Raw genomic sequence first — 25,632 nt, 5'->3', positions numbered from 1 at the left:
GCTTCTACTCAGGCTCATTAGGCCTGCGGGACGCAGCCAGAAACTCGCGTACGCTCGGGAAACCCTTAAATGCAGCTTCATCAATGGCCACGTCCCCGACTGCATCATCAATGGGATCAGGCCTACCTTCAGGCCAACATACAAAGCGATAGATGACGACCGCCGAATCCGGGTAGATTCCCACCCGTCCATTCGACCCGTGGAAGTACGAAGCACCTACTCTAGAAGTTGGTTGAAGCAAAAGGTAGAAGCGATGCCTCCAATACTCCTCCTGCTCGTCTAGAACCAACTTGTGCTCCTCAAGCACGACCCTGCTCTTAAGTCGTTGATACTGAATGAGGAGACGGGCCGCCGTGAGCCAGGACAGTCGATCAGCCGCCGGCGGCTCGCCAGACGCCGAACTACCTGCGAGCACCTGGAAAGCGCGATCCAATGACAGGACTGCCTGATCGCGCATCTCCCGGCTCTTCTGGGTCCGCCGCGGAACAATGATTGAAAAATAGGCGACGATCCCAGAACTGAACGCGATTAGTGCAGACAGTGCTGCAATGATGTCTCCTAGGGACACGGCTGCGTAGCCACTAGACACAAGCTCTCCTCCAGGTGCGACCGTGTTCGACCGACATTGAAATCCCCAAGGAAGAGTAGAGGCAGGCCGATCTCCTGCCTGAATCCCGCCCTCCGAACTAAACCGCTCTGAGTGCTCACGGCGCCGCGCAGTTAGCCAAAAACTGCACCGAGCATCGATATGCCATTCGCCGCCCTGCCGGATCTCAGCGGCTTCTTGTGATGCCACCAGGCGGCACCGCCTAGAAGGCCCCGGGCGATGATGCTAGCACTCGTGTGATCCGGCCCCTGCCAATCCGCCTCCAATGGTGTACGTCGCATGCTCCGCTACCAACAATTGGGCATGGCTAGAGGAACTCGCCTCTTGTGGTAGCAGATAGAAGACACCGCTTACCGGCCTGAGCGCCCTCTTCCCCTTGGAGCCAGACTTTTCCAGTCGCACCGCACTTGGCGCAGGCACGACTACTCCCTAGCGAAAGTGAGAATTGTCTCGGTGCGCATTCGTTTGGAAAGGCTTCCCGTTTTCGTCATAGGAAGATATCTACTCGCTGCAGGAAGATCGCGCTCAGCAACAGAAATCAATGTAAGACCTGCATGGATTCCAGCCTTGGCCACACCGTCCGAGTTACGGATGAAAACCTCTTTTAGACAGGAATTGCCAAGTACATAGGTAGCCGTTCCACCTTTGCGCAACACTCGGCGGGCCTGGAACATCATTCGCTCCATGTCGCCGGCATACCGGATTACCATCTTGCGCTGCTTGGGATCCAGACGATCCAAGTCACACATGGCCGCTGCGATCGAATCCGCAACTGAACACTGAGCGTCGTAACCACGCTCGGCCCCGATCGCAGTGGATCGGATACCCCGTAGCTCGGCAAGGCTATGGCCAAGCCATACCAACGAAAGCCGGTGACCACGCATGTAATCAATTGCGTTCAAGTAGGGCGGCGAGGTCATGATCGCGTCAACGCTGCCCTCCTTGAGATCAATGGCCCTTGCGTCACCCAGAGACACTGTGACCTTGCCCCTCTCGTGGTTGGCAGCTTGATTCGCAGAAAGTCTAGTGACGAGCTGACTTGCAGATCTCTTGAAGCCTTCAACCACATCATAAGATGAAACGAGGGCCACCCTGTGCGGCCTGCTGTGAGATGTGTCGCGTGCCAAGGAAGCACACTGCTCCTTTGTGACAATAATGCGACTGAGAGCAATCTGCAGGACATCCAGCGCCATGCGACGGGATTGCGATCGAATTGTCCTACGGCGCCGGTCGAACACGGCTGCAAGGCGTGTCAGCGCCAGCCGCTGCGGGTGACCAAACCAGTAGGCGATGAAGTCCTTGGTCTCCTCGTCCTGCCAAGACAATCGCACTCGACGAAGGTCCACCGCCTTCGCCTCCTCAAGAACAGAAGCTAGTTCCTCGTTTACAGCTTGACCATCGAACTGAGACGTCCATACACGGCTCATCAGGACGGCAAGTGGGTCCATATCAAAGCCGATAGCGCTATGGCCCAACGACAGGGCCTGGCGAAGTACCGTACCTGATCCAGCCATTGGATCCAGAACCACGCTACTTGTGGGCAACGATGCCAAAGAGTTGAGAGCCAACTCAGGTGCCATACGGGCGGGGAATGGGTGGACGGTGCGGGTTTGCATTAGTTGAGGTCTCGAGCCTGCCTTGGCAGAAGGGGATTATCGCTTTTACGGTCGCTCTAGGTGAGACCCCTCTGGCCATCCCTAATCGAGCGGGCCAGCGCAAGAGCGCCCTCCAACACAGCCACCAACTCGTCCAGAGAGCCGGTCGGCCCAACTGTCAGCTCGCCCGCCCCCGCGAGGATATTCACGCACTGCATAGCCACGTCACCTGGCGGAGCAACCTCACCCTTCTCGTAACGAGAAACAACACCTTGGGACTTGCCGATTAGAGCGCCAAAATCCGACTGATTGAGGCCCAAGCTCTTTCGGGACGACTTCACCAGCTGAGCGGTGGCAGAAGGAGGGGCGGGCTGCATAACTTTGGATGATATGCATCCGATGCATAGTATGCAAGAGGCGATTTTTGGCCTAGGATCAACCTATAGGGGAAGTAGCTATGGATAGGCAGTTCGTGGAAATCACGGATGTTGGACAACTGTGGGACGGCTCATTGCTTGCGGCCCCCATAGACACAGACTGGGACACGCATGCGACCAAAGAGCCTCGCATGCACCGTATACATCCGTATCCGGCCAAGTTCCCCGCCTTCTTGGCCGAGCGAGCTATCAATTACGCGACCGGAGAAGGCGTCCGCGTAAGGTCCGTTGGTGACATCTTCTGCGGCTGTGGCACCGTGGCCCATGAGGCACGCCGCATGGGCTTGGCCTTTTGGGGCTGCGACATCAACCCCGTGGCGACCCTCATCGCCAGGGCCAAAAGTGCAGACATCTGTCCGCTGGAGTTTGACCAAGCTGTTCGCAGAGTATTGCGCAGGGCTCGCAAGGCTCGCCCGGACGTCCTGTTAGCGCGCTCGGCTCGCGAACGGCTCGATCGTTGGTTCAGGCCTGAGCAGTTTGCAGACTTAGCGCGGATCCTCAATGGCATCCGAGCCATTGCACCTCAGTCGTCGCCTCTGCAAGACGCCCTGCTATGCACTTTCTCGGCAATTCTCAAGCCGTGCTCTCAGTGGCAAGTTCGAGCAATCAAGCCTACGCTTGATATGTCCAAGATCCCGCCAAACGTCTTCGCAACGTTCGAAAAGCACGCATTGAGCGTTGGCCAGGCAGTGGCAGAAGCAGGCGACCTTTCTCGCAGTCCCAATGCCGTGATTGAGCTTGGCAGCGCGCTGAACATCAATCTCCCCAAGCGCGGAGTGGACGTTCTCGTGTCGAGTCCCCCGTACGTGACGTCCTACGAATATGCTGACTTGCACCAGCTTTCATCGCTGTTTCTAGGCTATACCGATGATCATCGTCTACTGCGCCAAGGATCCATTGGCAGCACTCAACATGACTTCCGATTGGCTAAAGGCATCAGAGATCTCAACCGCACTGCCACCAGGACCGTCTTTTCACTGTATGAACAGGACAGACGTGCGGCACAGTCGGTAGCAAATTACTTCATCGACATGCAGGCCATTGCCGTACGGGCCAAGCGGTTGGTCCGCCCCGGTGGCATCGCCATGTTCGTCATTGGCAACACACAGTATCGCGGCGTTGATGTCGACAATGCTAGCCACCTAACTGAGTCTCTACTGCGGGCAGGGTTCTCGATGATTCGTGCAACCAAACGCACGATCTCCAACAAGGCGGCTACGCCCTATCGAACCCCCAGCGGGAAGTTCAGTAAGACTCGTACATCCAATCACATCTACTCGCACGAGTACGTGCTCATGGCCCACCGATGAAACGAACCAAAGCTAAGCCCCTGAAGTTCCGCCCCTATGCGCGCCTGCTCACGATGCTCGGCGATCAGCTCATCAAGAACGAACGCGTAGCCCTCGTCGAGCTCATCAAGAATGCCTATGACGCGGACGCGAGCTGGGTGAAGCTGACATTCCAAAACTTCAACAAGGACTTCCAGGGCATCGGCGCCGACGCAAAGATCATCATCGAAGATGATGGCGTCGGCATGAGCCGAGACACCATTGAGAATCACTGGGTCAATCCAGCCACACCCGGCAAGCTGGTCGAGAAGAAGCGTCAACGCAAGACAACGAAGGCCGGCCGAATCATTCAGGGCGAGAAGGGAATTGGTCGATTCGCTCTCCTGAAACTGGGCAAGTGTGTCGAGATGACTACACGGGCGAAGGGCTCCACGTCGGAATTGACCCTGAAGCTGGATGTTTCCTCGTACGACGAAGATTTTTTGGACAATGATCAGGGGCTGTTTCTAGATGAGCTGAGGATGACCCTCAGCGAAACAGATCCAGCGGTACAGATCGACCGCAGTCGTGTTCAGCTCGGTGACGCGACGGTTCCCCGGCGGAGGCAGGGAACGAGGCTGGAGATCTCGCATTTGCTTGGCTCGTGGACACGAGGCCGAGTTGAGCAGGTTCATCGTGACATTGGCCGCCTGCAGTCGATCTTTGATCGAATTATCACCAGTGACGGCTCGAGCCCCCCCTCTGTCAGATCTGCGAAGACAAAGCGGGATGACTTCCGCGTTTACATCTACCGAGACGACGCGCTCGAGTCCTTTGATAGCGAGAACGAGGAAGTCATTCAGACACTTCTGGAAGAAAAGACGGTCTTCCGAATCGAGGGTGAGTATGACGAGCTCGGAAAGAAGTTCGACTTCTCGATCAATGACAAGCACCAGCACCTAAGCCTACTTGACCCGGTTCTTACCGGATTGAAGATCTACCGCGACACCTATATGCCCGACAAGCGTCCTAACGAGCTTGCGGGCCGTTCGACCGCATGCGGATCCTTCAAGTTCAAGTTCTATATCTTCAACTTTGCTAGTGACGCGGCGGAACATCACCTACTGACCAAGGCGGACAAGGAGCTGATTCGAGAGCATCGGATCTATCTCTACCGAGACGGGATTCGGGTGTATCCATACGGCGATCCCAGCGATGATTGGCTGATGATCGATGTGCGTCGCGGCACGGTCAAGGCAAGCGAGTTCTTCAGCAACGACCAGACAGTTGGCGTCGTCGAGATCACCCAGGAAGGAAATCCCAACCTGAGGGACAAGACCAGCCGCGAAGGCCTCGTCGAAGTCGGGGAAGCCACCGATGATTTTCGAGCACTCATTCAGATCTTCCTCGCGTGGGTTCGCGCGGACCCGTACAACAAACTAGTCCGAATCAAGAAGACCTCAGAGGATATCGAGACTTTCACGACCAATGCCGTTGAACGAAGCCTCAACGAGCTATCTGAAGCCATTGCAGAGAACGATCAAAGCACAGCAAATGATCGGCTCGATGAAGCAAAGCGAAACTACTTCTCCGAACGCCGATACCTGGTTAAACGAGCCGAGGACACCGAGCATCTCGCAGGTGTAGGTCTTTCCGTAGAAGCAGCGTCGCATGATTTGATGCTCAGCATCGGATCTATGTATCGGCTGATCAATGACCTTATGGAACTCACGCGTGACGGAAGACCCGTATCGGCTTCGCATCTAGCCAAGGAGCTAACTTCACTTCGAGGGATGATCTCCTTCGTTGAAGGCGCCATGACAGAGATGCAGCGACTCTTCCGCTCTACCAAGCAGAAGCGCAAGCAGATCCGGGTGGAGGATGTACTTGCCAAAGTACAGAGGCTTTACGGAAGCCTAATGAAGAAGCGTGGAATCACCTATGACGTGCAAGCGCTGGGCTCACCGCTTATGGCCAACACCACCGATGCGGTTCTTCTGCAGGTGTTCCTGAACCTGTTCGACAATTCGTGCTATTGGCTCGAGGGACGAGACGCGCCCAGGAACATCACTGTCGTTCTGAACGGGGACAACGGCTCCCTCATTTTCGCTGACAGTGGTCCTGGCTTCAGGAACGATGATCTTGGCTACATCTTCCAGCCGTTCTTCTCCGGCAAGGGCGAGGATGGGAGAGGACTCGGGCTCTACATTGCACGTCAACTTCTCGCGCGGCATGAGTACACCATTGAAGTGACCGAGCCCAAGCAGAAGGTTCTGCCTGGCGCCAACCTTACGATCTCGTTTGTAAAGGAATAGGAACGATGAATGCTGTTCGACAGGATCCGGCTCCGGCCGTATCACAGGGGCTGTTCAAAGGCATTGCAGTGGTCATTGATGATGGCATTGTCCACAAGCCAAAGCGTGGCGTGGATGGAATTGAGGCCATTCTGAAGGCCATCGAAGACGCAGGCGGCCACGCGGTGAAGCTAACGGAGCTTCCATCACGCGATGAGGAAATTGATAACTTTGCCAATGCGGCATTTTTCGTCCTGGACTGGAACCTTCATGGTTCCAAGCTTGATGAAGAAGCTGAAGCCGACGAGGATCAAGGCAGGCCGGATTTCACCGTTCGCGGACTTGACATGGGGGGCCTTACTCCTGATCACGAAGCGGAGAACATCGCCTTCCTGCAAAAGCTCCGCGAGCGCAGGCACGCGCCCGTCTTTATTTTTACTAATAATGATGTCGCGGAAGTGACCGACGCGCTCACCACCGCTGGCTTGATCGGCGAAGACAGCGGCTCTCACATCATGGTAAAGAGCAAGCTTGATGTCGGCGCCAACCTCTATGATGTGCTGGATGAGTGGATCAAGCAGACTCCATCGGCATTGGTACTCAAAGAATGGGAGCGCAACCAGACTCAGGCGATCAACCAACTGTTCTCCGAGTTCCACGACCAGAACAAGTACTGGCCGGTGATCTTCTGGAATGGGTTCAAAGAGGACGAGGTGCCGCCCGGCCCCGAGCTTGGTGAACTGATCACAAGGCTAGTGAGCGGTCGCATGCAGCCGCTCACCGCTGATCTCGATGAGTTCACCGATAAGGCAGTGGAACATTTTGGTGCAAACGGCGAGCGCTACAAGCGAGCGCTCCATCAAGTCCTCCAAGCCGAACGACTTCTGCCAGCGGGGTTGCTTGACCCCGGCAGCTTCAGCACAGGCGACTTGTTCTATATCGAGAACAATCCCAATAACGCGCCAGCGCATTACTACCTCAATGTGCGTGCCGCATGTGATTGCATTCCCAGAGGTAAGAAGCCCGATACCAACATGCACTTGGTAAAGGGAAATATCCTCGGTCCAGATAAACTCATGCAGCTCGCCCAGCATAAACTGGGCAACTTCCTAGAGACTGATGTTGAGTCTCTCGTCTTCGCGTTGCACGAAGGCAGGACCATTGCATTCAAGTTCAAATCGCTGACGGTGCGCCCCTTCGCCGAGCTGGCGGAAGCCCGGGTCGGACGCATGCTTCCTCCATTCCTTACTCGAGTCACGCAGCGATACGCGGCTTTCAGCCATCGTTCTGGACTGCCTCGAGTGCCGGCAGCCCTGATGCCAGCAGCCCCTCTGGCTGGCCCTGTTGACAATGAAGCGGCAAACCAAGATCGCGCGACTCCGGGGCTGGAGTGAGCAGCCGCTGCCACTAGGTGGTTGCGCTACATCCAAACCATGCCGCCCCGCACGGGGCGGTACTGGTATGGGATGCTGCCTGCTCCCTCGGCGATGCGGCCGAGGGCACTAGTCGCTTCAATACCGATCCAGGAGCCATGGCGGATTGAGTTGCCCGCCCTTGCAGCCCACGTCGAAGAGAGACGCCGCACAGACTGCCGCACAAAATGCGGCTGTTGTACGGCGCTTCGACTGCTATCAGAAAGCACGATAGTCTTCACGCGGATCCGGCGAGGTGCCCCTGCTACCAAGGCCATGCCTCCCGATATAAGCTTTGGCCGCCTCAACGGCGTCCGAAGACCGGCGGCCGTGGCCGCCGGCCTATCGCCTACGAACTCTGTTCAGCGAGCTCCCGCTCATCCTTGAGGCTTCGACCCTCAATGGTGTATGCCTCCATCCTGTCCAGGTCGATGACGTGAGCTTGGCGCCAGTTCCGCGTCGGGTGATAGCCAACTACCAAGTTGCACTCCATCCATTCCCGCACACTGTCCGCGTCGGGGAAGCACATCACCAGCGTGGCCTGATGGTTTTTCGAGACCCACTCCGCCCGACTGTTCATGTAGTGATCCATATAACTCAGCGAGAAACTCTGCCTGCGCCGCTTACGATAGATCTCCAGTGATGGAGCAACCTGAAAAAGGGAGCTCAGGCCAGAGAACTCAGCGGACAGAGGCTTTCCCCAACGCGTCGTGGCCTCGCGGTAGGTGGCAGCCGGCACATCCAGTACCAGCAATTCGCCCTCTTTGAGCGGCCTAGTTGCCTGCCGAATATTGCTAACACTGGCATCGATCCAGAACCCGCCCTTCTCAAAGACCATGTTCTTAGCCAGAATGCTCTTCCCCGAGCCCTCCCCTCCGACAAGAGCGATGAACTCGGGATGGCCGCGTTTAATCGCGCTGAGTGCGCTCAGGAAGGCGCGAACCACCTGCCCCTGCCACTTCTTTCCGTATTTCGGCGGCAAGCGAGGGAAGCACTCGCCAGAAGTCCGTGACTCCTTCTGTACGTGATCCTCCAGCATGGACTGCGTCCAATGCCTGGTATCGGGGTCATTGGCCGCGATTCTGACGTCGGCATAGCTGGTGGTGCCCAAGATAGTGGCCAACAGATCCAGCGAATGGGACTTGTCGACCGTGACAGCCGAGCTCTTCGCCAATGCCCGGCTGTTCATCTCGTCAATTACTCCAGCCAAGAGCTTGGCGGCACGCTCAAAATCAACGTGATTGGCCCTAATTCGGCCCTTATCAACATAAAACGAGGTCATTGCAATAGCTCCAAAGTGACTTGATCAGGGAGCTCCACCCGTGGGGTGAGGTTGAACGCGTTACCTATGGCTCCGAAAGTCCTTGGACTAGCGTTGAGACAGTGAGGAATTACAGAACAAATGAGCATGCCCATAGCGGGCCCCCCATAGGACGATGTCCTTGCGCTCGGAGGTGCTGAGGAAATCATAGCCCCGCCTCATAGAATTTGTCCACCGGCACGGCCGTACTTTCGCGTTCGACGACGCGTTAAGCCATCCCCCTCCGGTTGGCGGTTCTAGCCTCGGGCACCTTGGTGCGCCCCTTGCCACAAGCGCGGCGCCCACCCCGGACCGGAATCCCCCTCACGCGCCGAACCCACGCATGGCGAACTGAGATGCCGCTATCACGTATCCCCTTCATTGCGGCTAGGTGTTGTTGAAACAGGATCCTTGGGTATCAGTGCGTACATCAGATCAGGTCAGTTCAGCCGCGCCTTGATCAACGGTCACAGCAGGTAGTTCAGGACGCTGCGCTTGCCGGTCAGGATGTCCACATCCGCCACCATGCCGGGAATGATCGGCAGGGCCTCGCCGTGCCGCCGCAGCTGGCTGCCATCGGTGCGGATCAGCACCTGGTAGAACGATTCCTTGCCCCGCGGCGTATCCTCCTCGATGGTGTCGGCACTGATCTGCTCGACGGTGCCGCTGAGTTCGCCGTAGATGGTGTAGTCATAGGCGGTGATCTTGACCTTGGCCGGCATGCCCGGCACCAGGAACGCGACGTCGCGCGGCTTGACGCGGGCTTCCACCAGCAGCCGTTCCTCCACCGGAATCACCTCCATGATCGGCTCGCCGGGAGGAATCACGCCACCGCGGGTATTGATCAGCACCGTGTTGACCCGCCCACGTACGGGCGACAGGATCTCGGTGCGCCGCAGCTGGTCCTGCCGCTGGTGCACGATCGGCTCCAGTGCGGACAACTCCGCCTTCAGCTTGGAGCGTTCGGTATAGGCTTCCTGGAAATAGGTGTTGCGCAGCTCGCTGAGCTTGCCGGTCAACGTGGCGATTTCCTGGGTCAGCTTCAACTCTTCCATCTGGCTGACGGCGTTGCGCGCGACCAGCGGCCGCACGATGCGCAGCTGGTCGCGCGCGATCGACAGCTGCTGGCCGATGGCTGCCGAACTCTGCTGCAGTGTCGCACGGCGCGACTGGTACAGCTCCCGCTCCGAACGTGCCAGCGCGCTCCCGGCCGGAATGTCGTCCGGGAACTCGATGGCACCTTTGCCCAGCACCTCTGCATCCAGTCGCGCGATTGCGGCCCGCAGCACCTGCGACTGGTTGGCCGATTCCTCGTAGTTGGTACGGAAGTGGGTTTCCTCCAGCCGCACCAGCGGCTGGCCCACTTCGACCAGATCCCCCTCCTTCACCAACAGACGATCGAGGATGCCGCCTTCCAGGCTCTGGATCTTCTGCATGCGGCTGTACGGCACCACCCTGCCCTCGCCACGGGTCACCTGGTCCAGCTGCGCAAGCGCGGCCCAGCCCACGGCGACGGCCACCGTCGCCAGCAGCACCCACAACAGCGGCCGGTACACGGGATGCGTGGACGCCAGCAGTGGATCCGCAAGCTCGCGCCGCAGGCGCTGCGAACGCTTCTGCCGCTCAACCATGATGCCCCCCTGCGACCGCGGCGATCGGCTGCACTTGGTTGCCCTGCACCACCTGCTCCAATGGACCGTCCATGATGATCCTGCCGTTGCGCATCACCACGGCACGCTCGACGAGGGCCAGCATGCTGCGCTTGTGGGTGGTCAGTACCAGCGTGCGCTGGCCGAGCCAACGCTGCAGGAACTGGATGACGTGGGTCTCGCTCTGCTGGTCGAAGGCGGCGGTGGGCTCATCCAGCAGCACGACAGGCGGATCCTGCAGGATCACCCGGGCCAGGCCGATGGCCTGGCGCTGGCCACCGGACAGGCTGCCGTTGCCCATCACCAGCTGGTCCAGCCCCAACGGATTGCCGCGCACGAAAGGCCCCATGCCCACCGCATCCAGCGCCTCCAGCAGTTCCTCGTCCCGCCAGGCGGAACCTTCCAGATTAAGGTTGTCGCGCAGGCTCGTGGATCAAGCTGCGACTCCAGATCCAACTTGAACTTCTTAGCCGCTTGGGGGGATCCGCGAGAAAGCAGCTGACTACGCTTCGCGCACGGCTGGAACGCAGTCCACACGTGGTGCTTCTCCTATTTCCGTTCTTAGGGATGCCCATCAAACTAAGGGCCCTGGAGCCCCAAGGTATCAAAGCGACGTTGAAGGCAGCTCTCCCGCTTCTAGGCGTGGCATCAACTGCGTGCGCGGGGGCCTACATCCAGTTCCAAGATTTCTATCTGGGACTAGTGGAAAGTAATTTTGTCGCGGCCCGCGGCCAAGCATACTTCGACGAACTCAAGTTCTATCTCGCTGGGTTTGCTTGTCTTGTGCCGGTGTTGGCGCTCTTTTCCATTGCGATTGCCGCTGCAATCCAGACCTTGCTCCATAGGGCAATGCTGGCTATTACCCACCTGGACATCAGAGCAGAGAGTCACTTGGGCTTCCGCTTTCATCTGATCCAGTGCGCCTCCACTGCCATGTATGTAGGTGCATTCCTGTCGACGATTGGGCTGATCGCTAACAACTGGAGCTTCCTCGAGGCACCTGTTCGATCTTTCCTTAGATCCGATCTCGGGATCCTTGTTGTTGCGGTCATTGTCCTCGCCCGATTTATGATCTACAGGCGTAGGCAGAAAATTGCCGAAGAGGCTTTCGGGACCAGGCTCAGGCAGTTTATAGCTAGCAGCATCAGTCTTGTGCTCGGCTTCTCCGCGCTCGCACTGGTCGCAAGGCTTCTCTAACCATTCCTTCAAGGCGCGCGCTCGGGAAAATCCTGGCTCGAGAGGACGCCCGCCCTACCTCCTCGAACCTCGGTGGAGAGAGGTTCAAGGAGGATCTAACGCGAATGCCCCTCTCAGGGGTTGGGCCGTCTCCAGTGATGTTCTTCTCGTCCGCAACTCACTGATCTCTTCCCGTACAGTGCTCCATTGAAGCAACTCACTGCGCCACTGCTCGAACGGCTTGGCGGTACAGACTAGATGTCCGAGTAGCTGTCGGCGAATTTGAGTCCAGTCTCCAAGCTCTCAATCAGCCCACGATCATCGCGCTCGAGGTATGGCCTGTTGCCATAGTCCATCGCAGACTCGGCAACGGCATCCAGCGTCACACGTCGATGGCCGGCATTGCGCACTTCCAGCGTGGTCCACGATGCATCGCCCGTGACGAATCCAATGCTAAACACGGCTTCGCGCTGCGTCCCTGGCTCCAGCCCACCCACGCTCTGGAAGTCACTGACAACCAGGGAAGAAGCCGCCGGCGTGGTGGATCCATCGAGATAGAGATTTGCTCGCCACTTGACACGGCTGATAGGAAGCGTCGATCCATTGCGCAGGACCGCTCTAACGCTCGGCTTGGCACCGAAGAACCCTTCGGAGATGCTGAGGTCAACATCATGCGCTGTGACCTTCTGCAACTCAGCAATCACCGGCGCCTGAGCCGCCACTTGGCCTTTAAGCGTCGCGAGCCTTGCGGGGTACTCTGCCTTGACGCGCCCCACCTCCCCCCGAACGATCTCTCGTACGGAGCCCCCTGGGTAACGTCGGTGGAGGGTGGTCTGGTCAATGTCTGAAACAGCCCACTTAAACGCCAAGCGCTCATGCTCAGTCAGCTGGGAAACGACGGCATCTATCGACGACTGGAACTGGTCCTTCGTCGCCCCTGTTGCCAAGGTCTTGTCCGCTGGCCCTCCGCAGGCCGCGAGCATTGCTGCCATCGCCCAGATCAGCCCACCGCGAAGCCCCGCCTCAAGCTTGAAATATCGCTGCATCTCAGATCCCCCTAGTGAATCGTCAGGATATCTGCTTTTTAGATATCTTAAAACTGGATATAGCTTCGGAGGCCGCTCAACAAGGGTGCGGCCTTGGCTAAGTCCATTCATCGCAACGAGTACGCCGCACTTATCGAAGCGGTGCGTGACGCCAGGATCGCTGCCGGGCTCACCCAGACTCAGGTCTCAAAGAAGCTAGGTCGGAGTCAGTCGTTCATCAGTGACGTGGAACGGGGAAAACGTCGCTTGGATATCGTCGAGCTTAGGGACATCGCCCTTCTGTGCGGCCTCTCCCTTCCAGAGCTCGTCGCTGACTTCGAAGCGCGGCTCTAGTGGCGGCAAGCTCTAGGGACTTGGCCTCTACCCTGCCACCCCGGCACCGATCTAGCGTGAAGCACTGCTCATCGCCCAGGCTCACGGGAGCCAACAGCCTCGGCCTCTTCGGAGCCGAGGCGCCTCGACCAGGCCACCTTAACCACAGAGGCTGCATGTAGGCCGCTCCGGCCAGGCGATCTCTCAAACATCACTCTCGAACTCGATGCGCACGGCGCGAAGAACTAGAGCCGGGTCGATGCCCAGTGCCATAGCCGGCGAGATGCCATCAAGCAGGGCGTGCCCGGATAGAAACCATTCGATTTCGCCCCACCCGGTGGATCGATGTAGATCGCCCTGCTTGCATGAAAAGGGGCCGTCGCCGCGCAGAACTTTCAGTATCTCCCCCAAGAAATCTACGGGCCGGCCATCGCTGCTGAGCTGCCAAGGCGGATAGCGATATCCAGGTGCGGTTTGCATGACGTACGCGCCCAGCAGTTCTCCGTCGCGACGCAAACGGCTTGCGGTGCAGCGGCCGCTTAGGCTCAGCTCACTAAGCTTGGCATTGATCTGAGTGGCGCTGAGCCAATGCACCGCTAATGCCATGCGCCGATCGGCAGCGTCTTGCAGGATCAACTGGGCCGGCGTGAAGTCGTGAATATCCACTTTCCTCCACTCGGATCAACACGCTCGAGTAGGCATCCCATTGCGATGTTGAGACCATCGTCCTCCGCCGGATAGGGCGATCCAAACAGCGGGGCTTGAATCCACAGGTGCTCCTGCCCTGGATGGACGTAAGGACCGTGATCATCAAGCAGCAAGGCGTCGCCAATGCAAGGCGAAGCCAGTAGCAGATCCTTGGTCTTTCCCGACCAGTGGATGTAGTGCAGGCCAGCGAACCACTCCGGAGCACTGCCCTCCCGAACCAACAGCGAGGCAATGCTCCGAAAGCGCTCCTCAGGAACTGTCGTAAACATCATCAATTGATCAAACAGCATTCGGATCTCCTCCAAGAACCGGTAGAGACCGGGCCGGGGAATCTGACTGATCGCGTTTGAGATGAGCGTCCCTTCAAGGTCAAGGGCCAGGACAGTCGGCCTCATATGCAGCTTCTTCCATAGGTGCCTGACTGCAACCTTGCTCCTTCAACCCACGGCTGTCTACACCGTGAGCCTACTGGTACGCGGCGGCCGTGAGCCTACTGGTACGGTTTCAGAATGTCCGTCCAAGACGGGTCATTCACCGGCGGCAGTGTTGGTCACCCAGCTCCCCTTGAACATTTGCCCCCTCCCCCGCCAACACACGGTTCATGGGAGAGACGCACCCAAATCACTGACGCAACAGCCATTCCTAGGCCACCACTCCAACTGAGCCCTCACTTAATCTCGCTACTGCGATATGTTGATAGCCAGACTTGCACGGACGTGACGGCAATGCGGTTTCTGAATTTCCCAGATCGCAATGATCTATGGGTGGTCAAGTGGTACGACAAACGCCAGCAGATGCATGAACTTAGCGGATCCCCGAGCATAGAGGTTCTGCTGCAGCGGATCGACATTCAAGATTCCAAAGCGCTTCGCCGGATGACACATGCTGAGGTTGGAGCTTTTCTGGCCCGCCAGCCGTACTCACAAAGCGGAACCTTCCGTATCGCCCGACTGGATGAGAGCTCCATGCCGGCTATCCGTAATGGCCAGGTCTATCGTGCAGGGAGGCAAGTCGGCGATCTCCCCTCGTCCGTCATCACCTTGAACATGCCTGGTGGAGAGAGGCTGATGCGGGAGGTAACCCTCGGCGAAGAGTTGCACCCGCGGCCGAAGGAATGGACTTACAACTACCGCTTGCTCAATCCCTCGCAGTATGAATTGCTCCGCGACTACGACGGCTCGAGATGCATCGTTCGCACGATCAAGCACCGGGATCGCGACGTCGATGTGGTGATCCCAAGATCTTTGATTGAACAAGTCTTCTACTTCCCAGACTCAGTGATCATCCGAGCAGCTGGAAAGGGCGGCTGGGACCAGTACGAGGATCAACTAGTCGTTCGCAAGAGACTGGAAAATGGACTTGAGACGGGGATCTGCCCAGACACAGGCGCATGGAAGATCGTCCTACGCACCGAGGTGCGAGATCAGCATGCCATCATGATGGCCCTCTTTTCTCACAGCCCGTATGCGCGCGAGAGAGCTAACCAAATATCCTCAAGGGCGCTCGCTGAGCGAAGGCTGGATCGTCACGCAGCGTGGAATGCTTCAGGTCAGATTCCATGGGATCCGGCCTTCGGCCCCTACATGCTTAGGCTTAGAGGGTTCATGCTCAGTAGCGTGCCACGCAAGGGCTCGGACACTTTTCTGGCCTCTCACATCGCCGGTATGACGGCACCTGAGCATCTGCCCGTGGTTCGACACGAGCGTGAGAATAGCAATCGCGAGGGACAGAATGGGGATATAGATCGAGAAAGATCTCGTGGAGGCAAGTCGGAGAAGCGAGGAGATCCCAATCGCAACATCGTGCCTGGAAGAGACCCTAATCCGCATGAGGGCAATGAAGGGTTCGATACAACGGCCACATCCTGGCTAATTCAGCCTCGTATGTGGAAGCAGGAGAAGGACAGTCATATTTCGCTGGAGACTCCGCCTGCCCAGCCGAACTTGAATCCCAACCAAGCCAACGAAGCGTCAAGCGGCCCAAGCAGTGGGCAGGCCGGAAGCCCTGGCAAAGCCAGCATGCATGCCCCACCGACTCCCGCCGTGGCCGCCTTTGTCCATCTAGAGGATGCTCTTCAATTGTTGCTAGAGGAGGGATTCATCGAGCACTTCGCCTTCGTAGAACCTCCATACGTTGCGCAAAGGGAAGACCGCGGCGGGCTCGGTTGCTGGAATTTCCTCTCCCACGAAGTACGCGAGAACGCGCAGAGATCTGGCCACCTTCCAGGTCGCGGGTGGTCAATCCTCAATCCCAGAGATTGGCCTAGGAGGCCTCGCGCAGCGTTGGTGCTGCGAATTGAGCTTCGTAGTACGGTTGTCCACTGGATTGAGATCGAACGTCGACACTATGAAACGGGAATGCGCTCTCCCGTCTTGGCAAATCTCCCGGAGAATTTGGCTGATTCGTTCATTGATCACACTCTGCATCAGATTTCGGAGAATGAAGGAATCGACTTGGCCGGGGTCCTACGCAACGTTGTGGAGCCTTTCGGCGCACCGGTGCGCGCTGCCTTGTATCAACACTCCTACCGCACTGAGAAGGTTTCCGTCGCCTCTGCCAGCACGCCTACGCCTGAAGAATCGAAGCGCGACCTTGGGTCCAGTCCTTCTGAGCGTATGTCCAATATCCTTGGGATGAAGCTAGATTCAATCAAAGCAATTCTGCTTCGCGTAAGCGGCCCGGGCGACAAGGGCTAGGATCCAGCAACGCCTTCCAGGTGCCGATCCAACGATCTTGCCGCCATCACCGTAGAGCCGTGAGCCTACTGGTACGGTTGAACACGGGCCTTGTCAGTGCTATCTAGCACCTGAGCTTCCTGCGAGTCGCCGCTATGGGCAGAACGAGCCAGTCACATCCCCTTGTCATCGCCACGCTCCCCGTAGGCCACAATGGAGGAGCAGTTGGAGTGACGTTCGCCCCGGGGAAATTTCAGCAGAACGCCATGACCGGCTCCTGGGCGAGAGATCTGGACGAGGACCTTGCGGCTATCCGCAATTGGGGAGCCTCACATCTGATAACTCTCCTCGAACCTTGGGAGTTCGAGGAGCTTCGGGTCCAAGAATTGCCTAAGCAGGCAGCGCAGCATGGCCTCGAATGGCACTCACTACCCATCACCGATGGCGATGCTCCAGACGCTCGCTTTCTAGAGCCATGGGCTAGACTCGGGCCCACGCTCTGCAGCCTCCTACTAGCTGGTGGCAGGGTGGTCGTGCACTGCAAAGGCGGACTTGGCCGAGCAGGCACCGTTGCATCCCTACTACTACTCGATACGGACACATTCGGCGATGCAGAGTCGGTCATCGAAGCGGTGAGGGCATCCCGCCCTGGTGCAGTAGAAACCCAAATCCAAGAAGCCTTCATTGACAATTGGGCAAGAAGGCATAGCTAGCATCCGAGGCGAGCAAACATACCGACCAGGCCTGCACCCTCGAGCATCTGTCAGAAGCGATCGGGCAACGATCGGCAGCTAAATCCATCGATAGCGTACCTTGGCATTCAAAGACTCTGGCCTGTCAGCTTCCTAACAACACGCCTCTATCCAAGAGGCCGTCAAGGAAGGCTCCCCGCTCGAGAGTCGGATCATCTTGGTTCACAGTCAGCAAAGCGTCCACTAAGCGCCGAGCCAGGGCGCGCGCGCCAATTCGCTGATGGCCGCTGATTGCCTCCATTGATCGACCATGTATAAATTCGCTGCGCAGGTCAAAAAACTCTCGGTACTCGGCGGCGGCGCTTGGCCCAAGCACAACCGACAAGCGCGCTGAAACCCTATCGGTTGCGGTGCGGCGACCGTGCGTTCTTTCTCCAGTGCTTGATTTGCATTTTCTGTCCTCGGGCAAGCCGAGCGCGGCCTCAATGGCGAGCATGTGCGCCATGAACTCATCAATGCCGCGGGTCAGGAAGGCGCGGGTGAAGAAGTGCACCACAGGAGTCTTGAACAACTGAAAGCACTGAAGATTGGAGATTGCCTCAAGCTTGGAGTGGAAGTGCTCTCCTATTGCATTTCCAGATTCGTCTGAGAGACACATCGCTGCCGGCCGGACGACCTCAAGAGGATTACCGTATTGGTCCTGCACGACCCAATCTTCCCAAGAAAGGGAATCGGGGCTAGGCGGCTGCTTCATGATGGAGAACAAGTCGTGGTCCACCGTGTACATCCAAGGAATCTGCATTCCTCGCCAGTCAATGTCAGGGTAATCCGTCAGATCCTCCCAGGGAGCAAGAGCAAGCCAAAACAGTGCGGTCTCAACAGCCTCCGGGTACATCCCCCTGTGCGGTTCGATCCGACCGTAGTCCTTCTGCAGATTAACGCGTAGGCGAAACAGTTCTCGCCCATCTGGCCCTCGAGCGATCGGCACCTCTTCTTGAACAACCATCCAGTGAAATTGGGAGAATTCACTGAGATCAAAGGCATACCCTGGGTGGATCCGCTCCATTCGATCAAGATCGACGAACTGCCGCAACTGCTGGGCGGTTAGACGTCCGACTAGTGCATTGCCAAACTGCACCGTGGGAAGAGTGTCCGCCATATCAAGCGGAAGCAGATGCACGCGAGTGAAGCTCGTCGCATGCATAGCCGCGGTCAGCTTCCGTGCCGCAACCGTAGCGGGTATCGCCATGTGCTTCTTCGATGCATGCAGCCCGCATGGCAGCCCGAGGCTGGCCAGCGCCCTTAATACATATAGGCTTCCCCCAAATCTTCGCACGTCCGCGCATTCATGCTCCAATGCATCAAGGAGGCTGGAGTACAGTGGCAATGCCGTCAAGCCCTTCCAAGCAGCCTCAGGCAACTTCCAAAGAGCTTCCATAGCCGAAATCAGTTCGGCGGACGGTTCTTGAGTGCGCATGCGGATCACCGAGATCTCTTTCCAGGCTGGAGCTCTTCCCCAACTCACACTATCGCAGTTGTTGCCTGCAACTGCATCTTGGACTCGATAGGTGGTCCGCCAAAAATGGAGGTCCCCCATCCATTCGTCTTGGCTCAAGTGCCGACGTTCCGAACTGCCCGCCCCCCCCAACTAAGCCAATGAAGGTGAACTACCGCGGTCTCACGTAGTCCTCGCGTGCAGTGAGCCACCGCGCGACAACGTCCTCGAGTTCCGGAGGGCAGGCGACGACCTCTCTCTTTGAGACCACAAGCCACCTACGTCCCCGCTGCTCCGGCCACCAGTCACCTTTGATGATCGCCCTTAACGGTATACGCATCACGATGGAAACCAGCCTTCTAAGATGCTGGACCTGCACTGGCTCTGTCCCACCGCGGATCTTCTTCAGCAGTGTGCGTACCTCTGCTAGCGGCTTCGGTGTCTGGGGGCGTGGGAATTTTCGAACTGGAAGGCCAATGCTGAGGTTCAAGACGGTCTTCGCGAAGCGGAGAACAGCGCCAACGTCGTTCCTCGCACATGGAGTATCGGTCAGATAGCGATCAACCATCTCTTGGTCAAGCTGGGTCAACACTTTGATGCCGGTAAAGCGCATCAGTCTGTCCGCGGCGGAGACGTAGAGACGTCGGGTACGCACGGGCTTCTGCTCTTGAATCAGCCACTGATTGAACCGAATCAGATCATTCCCCCAGCCGCCAGTCTCCGCTCTCTCCAGGATCGCGATGGTCCGTGCCGTTTCCACGTGATCAGTCTTCATCTCTTCCGTGATCTCCAGACCGACCTCATGCCTCAAGAACTGCAAAGGTAGCAAGTGCCGACGCAGTCCTTGGACTGTGAACTCATCCATCATGGTCTGTGGGACAAGCCTCTCAGCGGACTCGATGCTTTGATCCAACACTTGGAAGAAGGGCAAATGGGAGATGAACGTTTTTGGCAACTTCGGGCTAGCGCTGTCCCTGGCGATCAGCCATTCGGCGAAGCCGTCGACCAAGGTCACCACCCATGATTGGGAAAGAGCTACCGCTATAAGCCGCGCCTCGCGCCGCAGCCGCGCTCGATTCAGACAATGTCGACACTGCCCTCTTCCACTGCCGGATACCTTCATTCCGCAGGCTGGACACTCATGCCAAGCTGCCCCAGCGGGCCCACAGTGACTGCAATGAGCTCGGCCTTCAGACGACAATCCAGCAGCCGGACGGTAGCGTCGACAGTGGACGCACGTGGCGTAAGTTGATTCATTCCTGCACGGCTGGCAGACGCGGCCCTTCAGATCACCTTCCCCGCCCCAAGTCAGCCTACCGCTAAGCCGACCACAATTCGAACAGGGCTCCTCTCCCCGAAAGTGGGGAGCACACGCGGGACAGACCACGGCGTCGACCCCCACCTTCAGTCCCGCCTTGGGCACCGGCTTTCCACAGCGATGGCAAGTCCGCCTCGCACGACGACAGCCGCCGCACAGCGCTGGCGATGAATCTCGTCGATGCATACGGGCTATGCCAAGGCAGCCGGTACAGGGTACTGCTGGAAACTCGGAGGGGTAGCATACAGAGCAGTAACCCTTTCCCCGGTGGAAGCGGTGCATTCTCTGCACCTGCCTTCCGCAGTTATCACACCACCGCTGTGCCGGCAATCTCGGCATCTCAATCATTCCATTGCTGCCCTTGTCAAAGCCGACGCCCTCAGTTCTCTCCAGCCGGCTGGCTTTGTAGCCTGCAATTGTCTGAGATAGGACGAAAGATCGCTTCGCCCCCTTGCTTTCGCTCTTGATCTTGCCCGTGTCGAGAGCTCTCCACCCATGCATACAAGCCAGTCCGGCGGACTCGCGCTCTCGAAGGTCTGGCGGGAGACTCGACCTCGGACTGCAAGCAGGTTCATCGAATTCGGCCACCGACTGGTCAGCTCATGAAGGAGATCGAAGTAGATCGCCCGCCTGATTGGGCTTTGCGTCTCTATCGGACTTCCCTTGAGGGGAATTGGCACACGAAGCATGCCCCATCGACGTAGCAGACTCACGCCTTTCACGAGATCCCGCAACGGAATTCCGGCGCCAAGCGTGGAAATCTCCTTTCCGGCTAGCGCGTCGATGAGCATTCGCTGACCTGGCGGGATTGTGCAGCTCCCCTCTCTGAACAGCGATCGCGCGATGTGATCCACATGACAAGAATGACAGGTCGTTGTGCCCACAAGCTGTCGATGCGGAACGATGGGCGCAGAACATCCTGAGCAGACTGACTGCAGGGGAATGAGATGGTCCGGACAGCAGGTCACAAAGGACAGACGCCATATTCGCTTGTAGACCCGCGCTTGAGCGAGACACATGGGGCAGACCTGCAGCCCACCCAACGTTCGAGTTCGGTGAAAGACGCCCAACGAATTTATCCACACGCCACGACCGCCAGGACGGCCTTTGCCGCCATCGGAGATTAGTGCCTCGTACTCCGCAAGCGACAGTCCGCTCACCACTTCCTCACTGAGCTCGCAGCGCTGGATAAGTAACTGCGCCAACTGCCCGCTCATCGCTCTATCGATGTCCCTGTTCCATATCTGTGCGCCAGGCAGAAGTGAGGAGTAGAATCGGTAGTGGTCCGCGCTGTGAGCATCCGCCAGGCGCAGCAAGTACGAACTCAGCAGTTCCCCTTCCACCGGCAGGACACCCCGGTGGAAGGGAAACATCTCAGACTGACCGGGCGACGACGTCCCAGCCATCAGCGCGGGTCCACTCCAGGCCCCTAAGTAGCTCCGGGGTAATCTGCTCCATTCCCGACTCGATGGCCTCCACGCTCGCCCGGCGCAGGAGCTTCACGTTCTGCCCCACGGTGCCTCCAGCCATTGCAAAGAGCGTCGTCGCGAGCTCGCGGCTAGCCAGACCTGAGGGTTTGGCCAATGGAAGAAGCTGCTCGTACGCCGCCAAGAAGCCTCGGTACTCTCGGTCCAGTTTCCATTGTGGCAAGCCGATAGGCTCGAAACGGGACTTCAACTGCGGATCCAGATTGAGAGCGTTGATTGCCTTCTCGGTACCGGCAGCAACGATCGGAATTCGGAGTTCGTTGCTCAGATTTCTTATAGCCGCCAGAAGGTCGGCCGTTGCACGGCCAGCTTCAGCAACGTTATTGAATTCGTCGAGTGCCAACATCTGGACATTGGCATAGACCATCGCAGACTTCGCCTGCCGCTTCTTGTGTGCTGTGCGATCACTTTCGCGATGGGATATACCGAGTATCCACAGAATGAGTGACCAGAACTCCGACTCATCTGGCTTGCTAGGCATCTCCAGCTTCAACACTGGCACAACCGGCTTCCCTTCATTGGTTATGCCTATGGGGTGTCGGTTGGCAAAGTAGTCCAAGATGGAGCTCTTCCCGTTTCCGCTGCGAGCAACGAGGAGGATGTTGTTCGGCCGCAGGTTCTTGGGGAAATTCCGCAGGTCATCCAGCTCATCCAACGCCTTTGTTGCAGCGGTGTACCCCACCCATCGGTCTTGGCGACAGAACTCAATTCGACTCTGGTTGGGCTCCTCCAGAATCGCAGCGACCTCGGGCAATAGATGTTCGACGCTCATCGCTTCAAGGCCACATTGAATGGAGTGATGGGGTCAGCAAACGGATCGTCGCCGAATGGCTGCTCTGGACCGACGAGCTGTCCATGGATGTTCCCGTCATTCGCAGCGGCCGGAATGTGCACCGCACGCGAGGGCTGCTTGGTGGCAATCGGTCTTTCGCCCGGCGGCCTCCGAGCTGCGGAGCGACGAGCCGCCTTGGCAGACTTGGTAGCCTGCAGTGCATCGTCAACTCGCTGGCGAAGCCTGCCCACTGTGGCGAACAACTGGTCCTCGTCGACGCCCCTGAGCCCCTCCTCCCGCATGCGAACCGCAGCAGCATTGAGTTCCCAAAGGCTGATCGCGGGATGTGCCACATTCCGGTACCTGACGGCAGTGTATCGGTTGTCGGCAGGATCCAAGAAGTAGGTCACACTAATATCCCGGGGGTCACGCCGGACCAGATACTTGGTCTTCTTCTTGCTGTTCGGATCGACACTATTGATGTAGGGGTCCAGCACACTGTCGTAATAATGCACATTGTCCCACTGGTAACCGTATCGCTGAATAGTCCGTTCTTCATAGGGCATGAAGTCCAACTGTACGCGCGCCGGGTCCTCTGGAAGGGGCAGCAGACCAATACCCGGCTCCGTATCCGAGCCAGCAATCCCTCGCTCCCAAGCTGCCAACGGCGTCATCCCAATGCCGGAATGAACGCTCTTGTGATACTTGTTGACTATGTAGTCAACAAGATAGGCCTCCAACTCCTTGAGCGTCATCGCTGCCTTAGCCTCTGAATCGTAGCCCTTACGCTCCTTAGGGTTGGAAAACGTCTTTCCGGGTAGGCCCAGGAAGATTCGGGCTGCAGTTCCCATCAGACGCTCGATGTGTCCTCCGTAATGCGGTGTCTTCTTCTTCCGGTACTGAAGGTCGATGCCGTGCTCCTCGCAGGCACGGGAGAGCGCCTTGGAGCGGAACTCCTTAGCGTTGTCCGAATGCACTTTGCCCATGACGCCCCACACCGGCCACTCTCCGCCTACGCCCAGATTTGCCAAGTACTCCCGCTTCTGACAGATGGCTTGAGACAGGCAGATACCAACTGCAACTGACGATGGCGGGTCCATCGACAGATAGAGTCCTGCTACCAGACGAGTTTTGACATCAATCGCGAGCGTCAAGTAAGGCCTGCCGATCGGGAGACGGCTAACCTCGTCCACAACGATCACATTGGCCGGTGTGTGATCGATTTGGACAACGCTGTATGGATGATCCGCTCCGGGGAACGAGCCTCTGATCGGCTCATACCTATCTCGCGCATCGTCCCTCAGCCCCCGCTTTCGCAGGGCCATAGCCTTCGGGATGTCCTTGATGCGCGCTCGGATCGTAATGTGGCTTGGCATCTTCATCTTCATTCGATGGCACCGATGCCTCACCTCATCGACAACATCCTGAGCCGTACCTCGGTCACCGGAAAGGTACTTATCCTCGATTGCAGACTGAATTACTGCTTCCTGCTCCATACTCAGCATGCGTGTGCCAGTCTTACGCCCAGCCTTTCCGGGGACCAGTGAGGAGACATGTCCCGTGAGGAGAAACGCCTTGAGCCACTTGTAGAGCGTGGTGTAGTGGACTCCAGCGAGCTTAGCCATTGCCTCCACGTCCGCACGCTCTCGAACAGGCATCTCTACCAACGGCTTGATGAAAGAAAGCCGACGTTGCCCCTCTGCCCACTCCTCGTCCGAATACAGGGCGAGGTCACGATCTGCCTTCTCTTCGTCAGAGTCGGATTCAACGACTCGCGTGAGTGTCTCGACTCTCAGTGTCTGGCTCTGGCCTGTGCCTAGGTCCTTAGCCAAAACACTGCTAGGAGTCATCACGTGAGTAACGACATAGCGACGCCCCTCGCTGCTTACCTCAACACCAGGAGCGATTGCAAAGAACTTTCGGGATGCTCCGATCACTCAAGACTCCATCCAAATCACAGATGCCATAGTCATTGGCTCACCCAGCTCAGCTGCGATCCGTCCATCACCGACCAATTTCCAAAGCGTAGGTATGGCACGCAGCCTGCTGTCTGCTGACATGTACGTCGCGGCCAATAACGCCTGGGCTGTTGTGGGACCAAGGGCTCTGAGTGTGTAGAGCAACTGCCCGGAGATCAGCTCCTGCTCCGGTAGGCGCAGGAACCGTCTCAGGAATTTCACGTTTGCCAGGTACGGGGTGCGGATGTGCCTTTCGGTCATCAACTTGAAGCGCCAACCATTGTCCCGGCAGTAGCGGTAGGCCGCACCGAAACGCGCGCGGTACTTCGCCCAATTCTTCCTGAGGTCTTCCTGATACTTCACTTCGTAGACGACCACCTCGCCACCAACGCCAATGTAGGTCGCCCTTACGTCGGGGGTATAAGGACGACGGCGTCCGTTCTCGACGTGAAAGATGGTGAATGGTTGGACCAACACCTCCGACACCCGCGCGTCGAAATCCAGTAGCTCCAGCAGGTCCTGCTCCAACGTTGACTCAAATGCTGCCGCGCCATCTTCAAGCGCAATTCTTCCCGAGAGCCCTCTCGACCTTACTCCTACAAGCCTTGCAGGCTTATCCGAAGCCATTAGCGCCATTAGCTATGATCCGATCATCCAGTAGCGTTGTTAGTGTAAATTTCGGTAGAGCAATTAGTGTCCTTGAATCGTGTCCAATCAGTCACTTGGCCCTACGTACGGTAGCCCGGTTAACCATACTTTACAGCGGCAATCCGCCCTGCCCTGGCGAAATCTCGCTGGCCCATCACGGTGTCCTTTTCCTCGATGAGCTTCCCGAGTGGAATCGAAGTGCGTTGGAAACCCTGCGCGAGCCGCTGGAGTCCGGCCACATCCGCATCGCCCGCGCGGCACGCAGCGTGCAGTATCCGGCGCGATTCCAGCTGGTGGCGGCGATGAATCCCTGCCCCTGCGGCTGGGCTGGCGACCGCAGCAACCGTTGCCTGTGCAGCGATGAACGGATCAACCGCTACCGCGCGCGCGTTTCCGGCCCGCTGCTGGACCGCATCGACCTGCATATCAGCGTGACGCGCATGGATGCCGTGGAGCTGCGGGAGAGCACGCCACTGGGTGAGCCCAGTGCTGCGGTGCGTGCACGGGTGGAAGCCGCCCATGCCCGGCAGCAGGCGCGCGGCGGCCTCAATGCGCATCTGCCACCGGCGCTGCTGCGGGCGTGCACGAAGCTGAGCGAGGCCGATCAGGACATGCTGGAACAGGCCATCGAGCGTCTGCAGCTTTCAGCACGTGCGATGCACCGGATTCTGCGGGTGGCGCGCACGATTGCGGATCTGGCGGGTTGCGAAACGATCCAGACGGCGCATCTGGCTGAGGCGATTGGCTATCGGCAGTTGGATCGGGGAAAACCGGGGGTATGAC

General features: G+C 58.0%; 22 protein-coding genes. 8 read left to right on the top strand and 14 right to left on the bottom strand.

Translation table 11 applies throughout. From position 1 onward, the window contains the following. Positions 1-1,029 precede the first annotated feature (1,029 nt). Together AC5P7X_RS13590 and AC5P7X_RS13585 are read right to left on the bottom strand one after the other, a co-directional pair. Positions 1,030-2,223, bottom strand: coding sequence for a hypothetical protein (locus tag AC5P7X_RS13590; RefSeq protein ID WP_495215004.1), 1,194 nt, complete (start codon positions 2,221-2,223; stop codon positions 1,030-1,032). A 56-nt stretch (positions 2,224-2,279) separates the two neighbouring features. Next, positions 2,280-2,579, bottom strand: a complete 300-nt coding sequence (locus AC5P7X_RS13585; RefSeq protein ID WP_495215003.1) for a helix-turn-helix domain-containing protein — start codon at positions 2,577-2,579, stop codon at positions 2,280-2,282. A 95-nt stretch (positions 2,580-2,674) separates the two neighbouring features. On the opposite strand from AC5P7X_RS13585, the gene AC5P7X_RS13580 reads away from it, so the two are divergent. Genes AC5P7X_RS13580 through AC5P7X_RS13570 form a run of 3 tightly spaced genes read left to right on the top strand, consistent with a single transcriptional unit; the run spans position 2,675 to position 7,595 of the window. Further along, on the top strand, positions 2,675-3,949 hold the full coding sequence (locus AC5P7X_RS13580) for a DNA methyltransferase (protein WP_495215002.1): 1,275 nt from the start codon (positions 2,675-2,677) through the stop codon (positions 3,947-3,949). Continuing rightward, positions 3,946-6,222: an ATP-binding protein gene (locus AC5P7X_RS13575; RefSeq protein ID WP_495215001.1), complete on the top strand. Its 2,277-nt coding sequence runs from the start codon at positions 3,946-3,948 to the stop codon at positions 6,220-6,222. Before AC5P7X_RS13580 ends, AC5P7X_RS13575 begins: the two co-directional genes overlap by 4 nt. A 5-nt stretch (positions 6,223-6,227) precedes the next feature. Then, a complete protein-coding gene (locus tag AC5P7X_RS13570; protein WP_495215000.1) occupies positions 6,228-7,595 on the top strand; it encodes a hypothetical protein in 1,368 nt (455 codons plus the stop codon). Between the two features lie 367 nt (positions 7,596-7,962). On the opposite strand, the gene AC5P7X_RS13565 is transcribed toward AC5P7X_RS13570, so the two are convergent. From AC5P7X_RS13565 to AC5P7X_RS13555, 3 genes are all read right to left on the bottom strand, one after another. Further along, positions 7,963-8,895: a hypothetical protein gene (locus tag AC5P7X_RS13565; protein ID WP_495214999.1), complete on the bottom strand. Its 933-nt coding sequence runs from the start codon at positions 8,893-8,895 to the stop codon at positions 7,963-7,965. A 485-nt stretch (positions 8,896-9,380) separates the two neighbouring features. Further along, positions 9,381-10,544 (bottom strand): beta-barrel domain-containing protein, encoded by a 1,164-nt coding sequence (locus tag AC5P7X_RS13560; protein ID WP_495214998.1) that lies wholly within the window; start codon positions 10,542-10,544, stop codon positions 9,381-9,383. Then, positions 10,537-10,968, bottom strand: a complete 432-nt coding sequence (locus AC5P7X_RS13555; RefSeq protein WP_495215026.1) for an ATP-binding cassette domain-containing protein — start codon at positions 10,966-10,968, stop codon at positions 10,537-10,539. The genes AC5P7X_RS13560 and AC5P7X_RS13555 overlap by 8 nt, the downstream gene beginning before the upstream one ends. A gap of 131 nt (positions 10,969-11,099) precedes the next feature. On the opposite strand from AC5P7X_RS13555, the gene AC5P7X_RS13550 reads away from it, so the two are divergent. Continuing rightward, entirely contained in the window at positions 11,100-11,759 is a 660-nt protein-coding gene (locus AC5P7X_RS13550; protein ID WP_495214996.1) for a hypothetical protein, read from the top strand. Positions 11,760-11,992: 233 nt separating this feature from the next. Here AC5P7X_RS13550 and AC5P7X_RS13545 read toward each other — a convergent pair whose 3' ends face one another. Beyond that, a complete protein-coding gene (locus AC5P7X_RS13545) occupies positions 11,993-12,784 on the bottom strand; it encodes a hypothetical protein (RefSeq protein WP_495214995.1) in 792 nt (263 codons plus the stop codon). 141 nt (positions 12,785-12,925) lie between these two features. Here AC5P7X_RS13545 and AC5P7X_RS13540 point away from each other — a divergent pair, with 141 nt between their 5' ends. After that, positions 12,926-13,117, top strand: a complete 192-nt coding sequence (locus AC5P7X_RS13540; RefSeq protein ID WP_495215025.1) for a helix-turn-helix domain-containing protein — start codon at positions 12,926-12,928, stop codon at positions 13,115-13,117. 183 nt (positions 13,118-13,300) lie between these two features. On the opposite strand, the gene AC5P7X_RS13535 is transcribed toward AC5P7X_RS13540, so the two are convergent. Both AC5P7X_RS13535 and AC5P7X_RS13530 read right to left on the bottom strand, forming a co-directional pair. After that, on the bottom strand, positions 13,301-13,762 hold the full coding sequence (locus tag AC5P7X_RS13535) for a hypothetical protein (RefSeq protein ID WP_495214994.1): 462 nt from the start codon (positions 13,760-13,762) through the stop codon (positions 13,301-13,303). Beyond that, entirely contained in the window at positions 13,729-14,094 is a 366-nt protein-coding gene (locus tag AC5P7X_RS13530) for an NIF family HAD-type phosphatase (RefSeq protein ID WP_495214993.1), read from the bottom strand. Before AC5P7X_RS13530 ends, AC5P7X_RS13535 begins: the two co-directional genes overlap by 34 nt. Before the next feature lie 435 nt (positions 14,095-14,529). Between AC5P7X_RS13530 and AC5P7X_RS13525 the strand changes: the two genes are divergently transcribed. Together AC5P7X_RS13525 and AC5P7X_RS13520 are read left to right on the top strand one after the other, a co-directional pair. Then, the gene (locus AC5P7X_RS13525; protein ID WP_495214992.1) at positions 14,530-16,500 is read left to right on the top strand and encodes a hypothetical protein; all 1,971 of its coding nucleotides are present in this window, start codon (positions 14,530-14,532) and stop codon (positions 16,498-16,500) included. A 134-nt stretch (positions 16,501-16,634) separates the two neighbouring features. Continuing rightward, positions 16,635-17,192 (top strand): cyclin-dependent kinase inhibitor 3 family protein, encoded by a 558-nt coding sequence (locus AC5P7X_RS13520; RefSeq protein WP_495214990.1) that lies wholly within the window; start codon positions 16,635-16,637, stop codon positions 17,190-17,192. 124 nt (positions 17,193-17,316) lie between these two features. Here the strand turns inward: AC5P7X_RS13520 and AC5P7X_RS13515 are convergent, their stop codons facing one another. From AC5P7X_RS13515 to AC5P7X_RS13490, 6 genes are all read right to left on the bottom strand, one after another. Next, the gene (locus tag AC5P7X_RS13515; RefSeq protein ID WP_495214988.1) at positions 17,317-18,786 is read right to left on the bottom strand and encodes a hypothetical protein; all 1,470 of its coding nucleotides are present in this window, start codon (positions 18,784-18,786) and stop codon (positions 17,317-17,319) included. Between the two features lie 52 nt (positions 18,787-18,838). Continuing rightward, positions 18,839-19,681 (bottom strand): hypothetical protein, encoded by an 843-nt coding sequence (locus tag AC5P7X_RS13510; RefSeq protein ID WP_495214986.1) that lies wholly within the window; start codon positions 19,679-19,681, stop codon positions 18,839-18,841. A 647-nt stretch (positions 19,682-20,328) separates the two neighbouring features. Then, positions 20,329-21,357 (bottom strand): TniQ family protein, encoded by a 1,029-nt coding sequence (locus tag AC5P7X_RS13505; protein WP_495214985.1) that lies wholly within the window; start codon positions 21,355-21,357, stop codon positions 20,329-20,331. 1 nt (position 21,358) lies between these two features. Continuing rightward, on the bottom strand, positions 21,359-22,243 hold the full coding sequence (locus AC5P7X_RS13500) for a TniB family NTP-binding protein (RefSeq protein ID WP_149501092.1): 885 nt from the start codon (positions 22,241-22,243) through the stop codon (positions 21,359-21,361). Next, positions 22,240-24,180: a transposase gene (locus AC5P7X_RS13495; RefSeq protein WP_495214984.1), complete on the bottom strand. Its 1,941-nt coding sequence runs from the start codon at positions 24,178-24,180 to the stop codon at positions 22,240-22,242. Before AC5P7X_RS13495 ends, AC5P7X_RS13500 begins: the two co-directional genes overlap by 4 nt. Then, positions 24,181-24,768: a TnsA endonuclease N-terminal domain-containing protein gene (locus AC5P7X_RS13490; protein WP_149501551.1), complete on the bottom strand. Its 588-nt coding sequence runs from the start codon at positions 24,766-24,768 to the stop codon at positions 24,181-24,183. Between AC5P7X_RS13490 and AC5P7X_RS13485 the strand changes: the two genes are divergently transcribed. Continuing rightward, positions 24,663-25,631, top strand: a complete 969-nt coding sequence (locus AC5P7X_RS13485; RefSeq protein WP_495214983.1) for an ATP-binding protein — start codon at positions 24,663-24,665, stop codon at positions 25,629-25,631. The two genes, AC5P7X_RS13490 and AC5P7X_RS13485, sit on opposite strands and share 106 nt — an antisense overlap. Position 25,632: the final 1 nt, after the last annotated feature.

The sequence above is a fragment of the Stenotrophomonas sp. YJH_SMC_53 genome, assembly GCF_059369995.1.
This window is presented reverse-complemented; position numbering and strand designations above follow the sequence as displayed.

Bases quoted from the DNA above. Each gene is read 5' to 3' on its own strand.
- AC5P7X_RS13560 (WP_495214998.1), bottom strand. From the start codon at position 10,544: ATGGTTGAGCGGCAGAAGCGTTCGCAGCGCCTGCGGCGCGAGCTTGCG.
- AC5P7X_RS13575 (WP_495215001.1), top strand. From the start codon at position 3,946: ATGAAACGAACCAAAGCTAAGCCCCTGAAGTTCCGCCCCTATGCGCGC.
- AC5P7X_RS13520 (WP_495214990.1), top strand. From the start codon at position 16,635: ATGGGCAGAACGAGCCAGTCACATCCCCTTGTCATCGCCACGCTCCCC.
- AC5P7X_RS13525 (WP_495214992.1), top strand. From the start codon at position 14,530: ATGCGGTTTCTGAATTTCCCAGATCGCAATGATCTATGGGTGGTCAAG.
- AC5P7X_RS13500 (WP_149501092.1), bottom strand. From the start codon at position 22,243: ATGAGCGTCGAACATCTATTGCCCGAGGTCGCTGCGATTCTGGAGGAG.
- AC5P7X_RS13545 (WP_495214995.1), bottom strand. From the start codon at position 12,784: ATGCAGCGATATTTCAAGCTTGAGGCGGGGCTTCGCGGTGGGCTGATC.
- AC5P7X_RS13485 (WP_495214983.1), top strand. From the start codon at position 24,663: ATGGTTGGACCAACACCTCCGACACCCGCGCGTCGAAATCCAGTAGCT.
- AC5P7X_RS13505 (WP_495214985.1), bottom strand. From the start codon at position 21,357: ATGTTTCCCTTCCACCGGGGTGTCCTGCCGGTGGAAGGGGAACTGCTG.
- AC5P7X_RS13530 (WP_495214993.1), bottom strand. From the start codon at position 14,094: ATGCTGTTTGATCAATTGATGATGTTTACGACAGTTCCTGAGGAGCGC.
- AC5P7X_RS13590 (WP_495215004.1), bottom strand. From the start codon at position 2,223: ATGCAAACCCGCACCGTCCACCCATTCCCCGCCCGTATGGCACCTGAG.
- AC5P7X_RS13570 (WP_495215000.1), top strand. From the start codon at position 6,228: ATGAATGCTGTTCGACAGGATCCGGCTCCGGCCGTATCACAGGGGCTG.
- AC5P7X_RS13565 (WP_495214999.1), bottom strand. From the start codon at position 8,895: ATGACCTCGTTTTATGTTGATAAGGGCCGAATTAGGGCCAATCACGTT.
- AC5P7X_RS13585 (WP_495215003.1), bottom strand. From the start codon at position 2,579: ATGCAGCCCGCCCCTCCTTCTGCCACCGCTCAGCTGGTGAAGTCGTCC.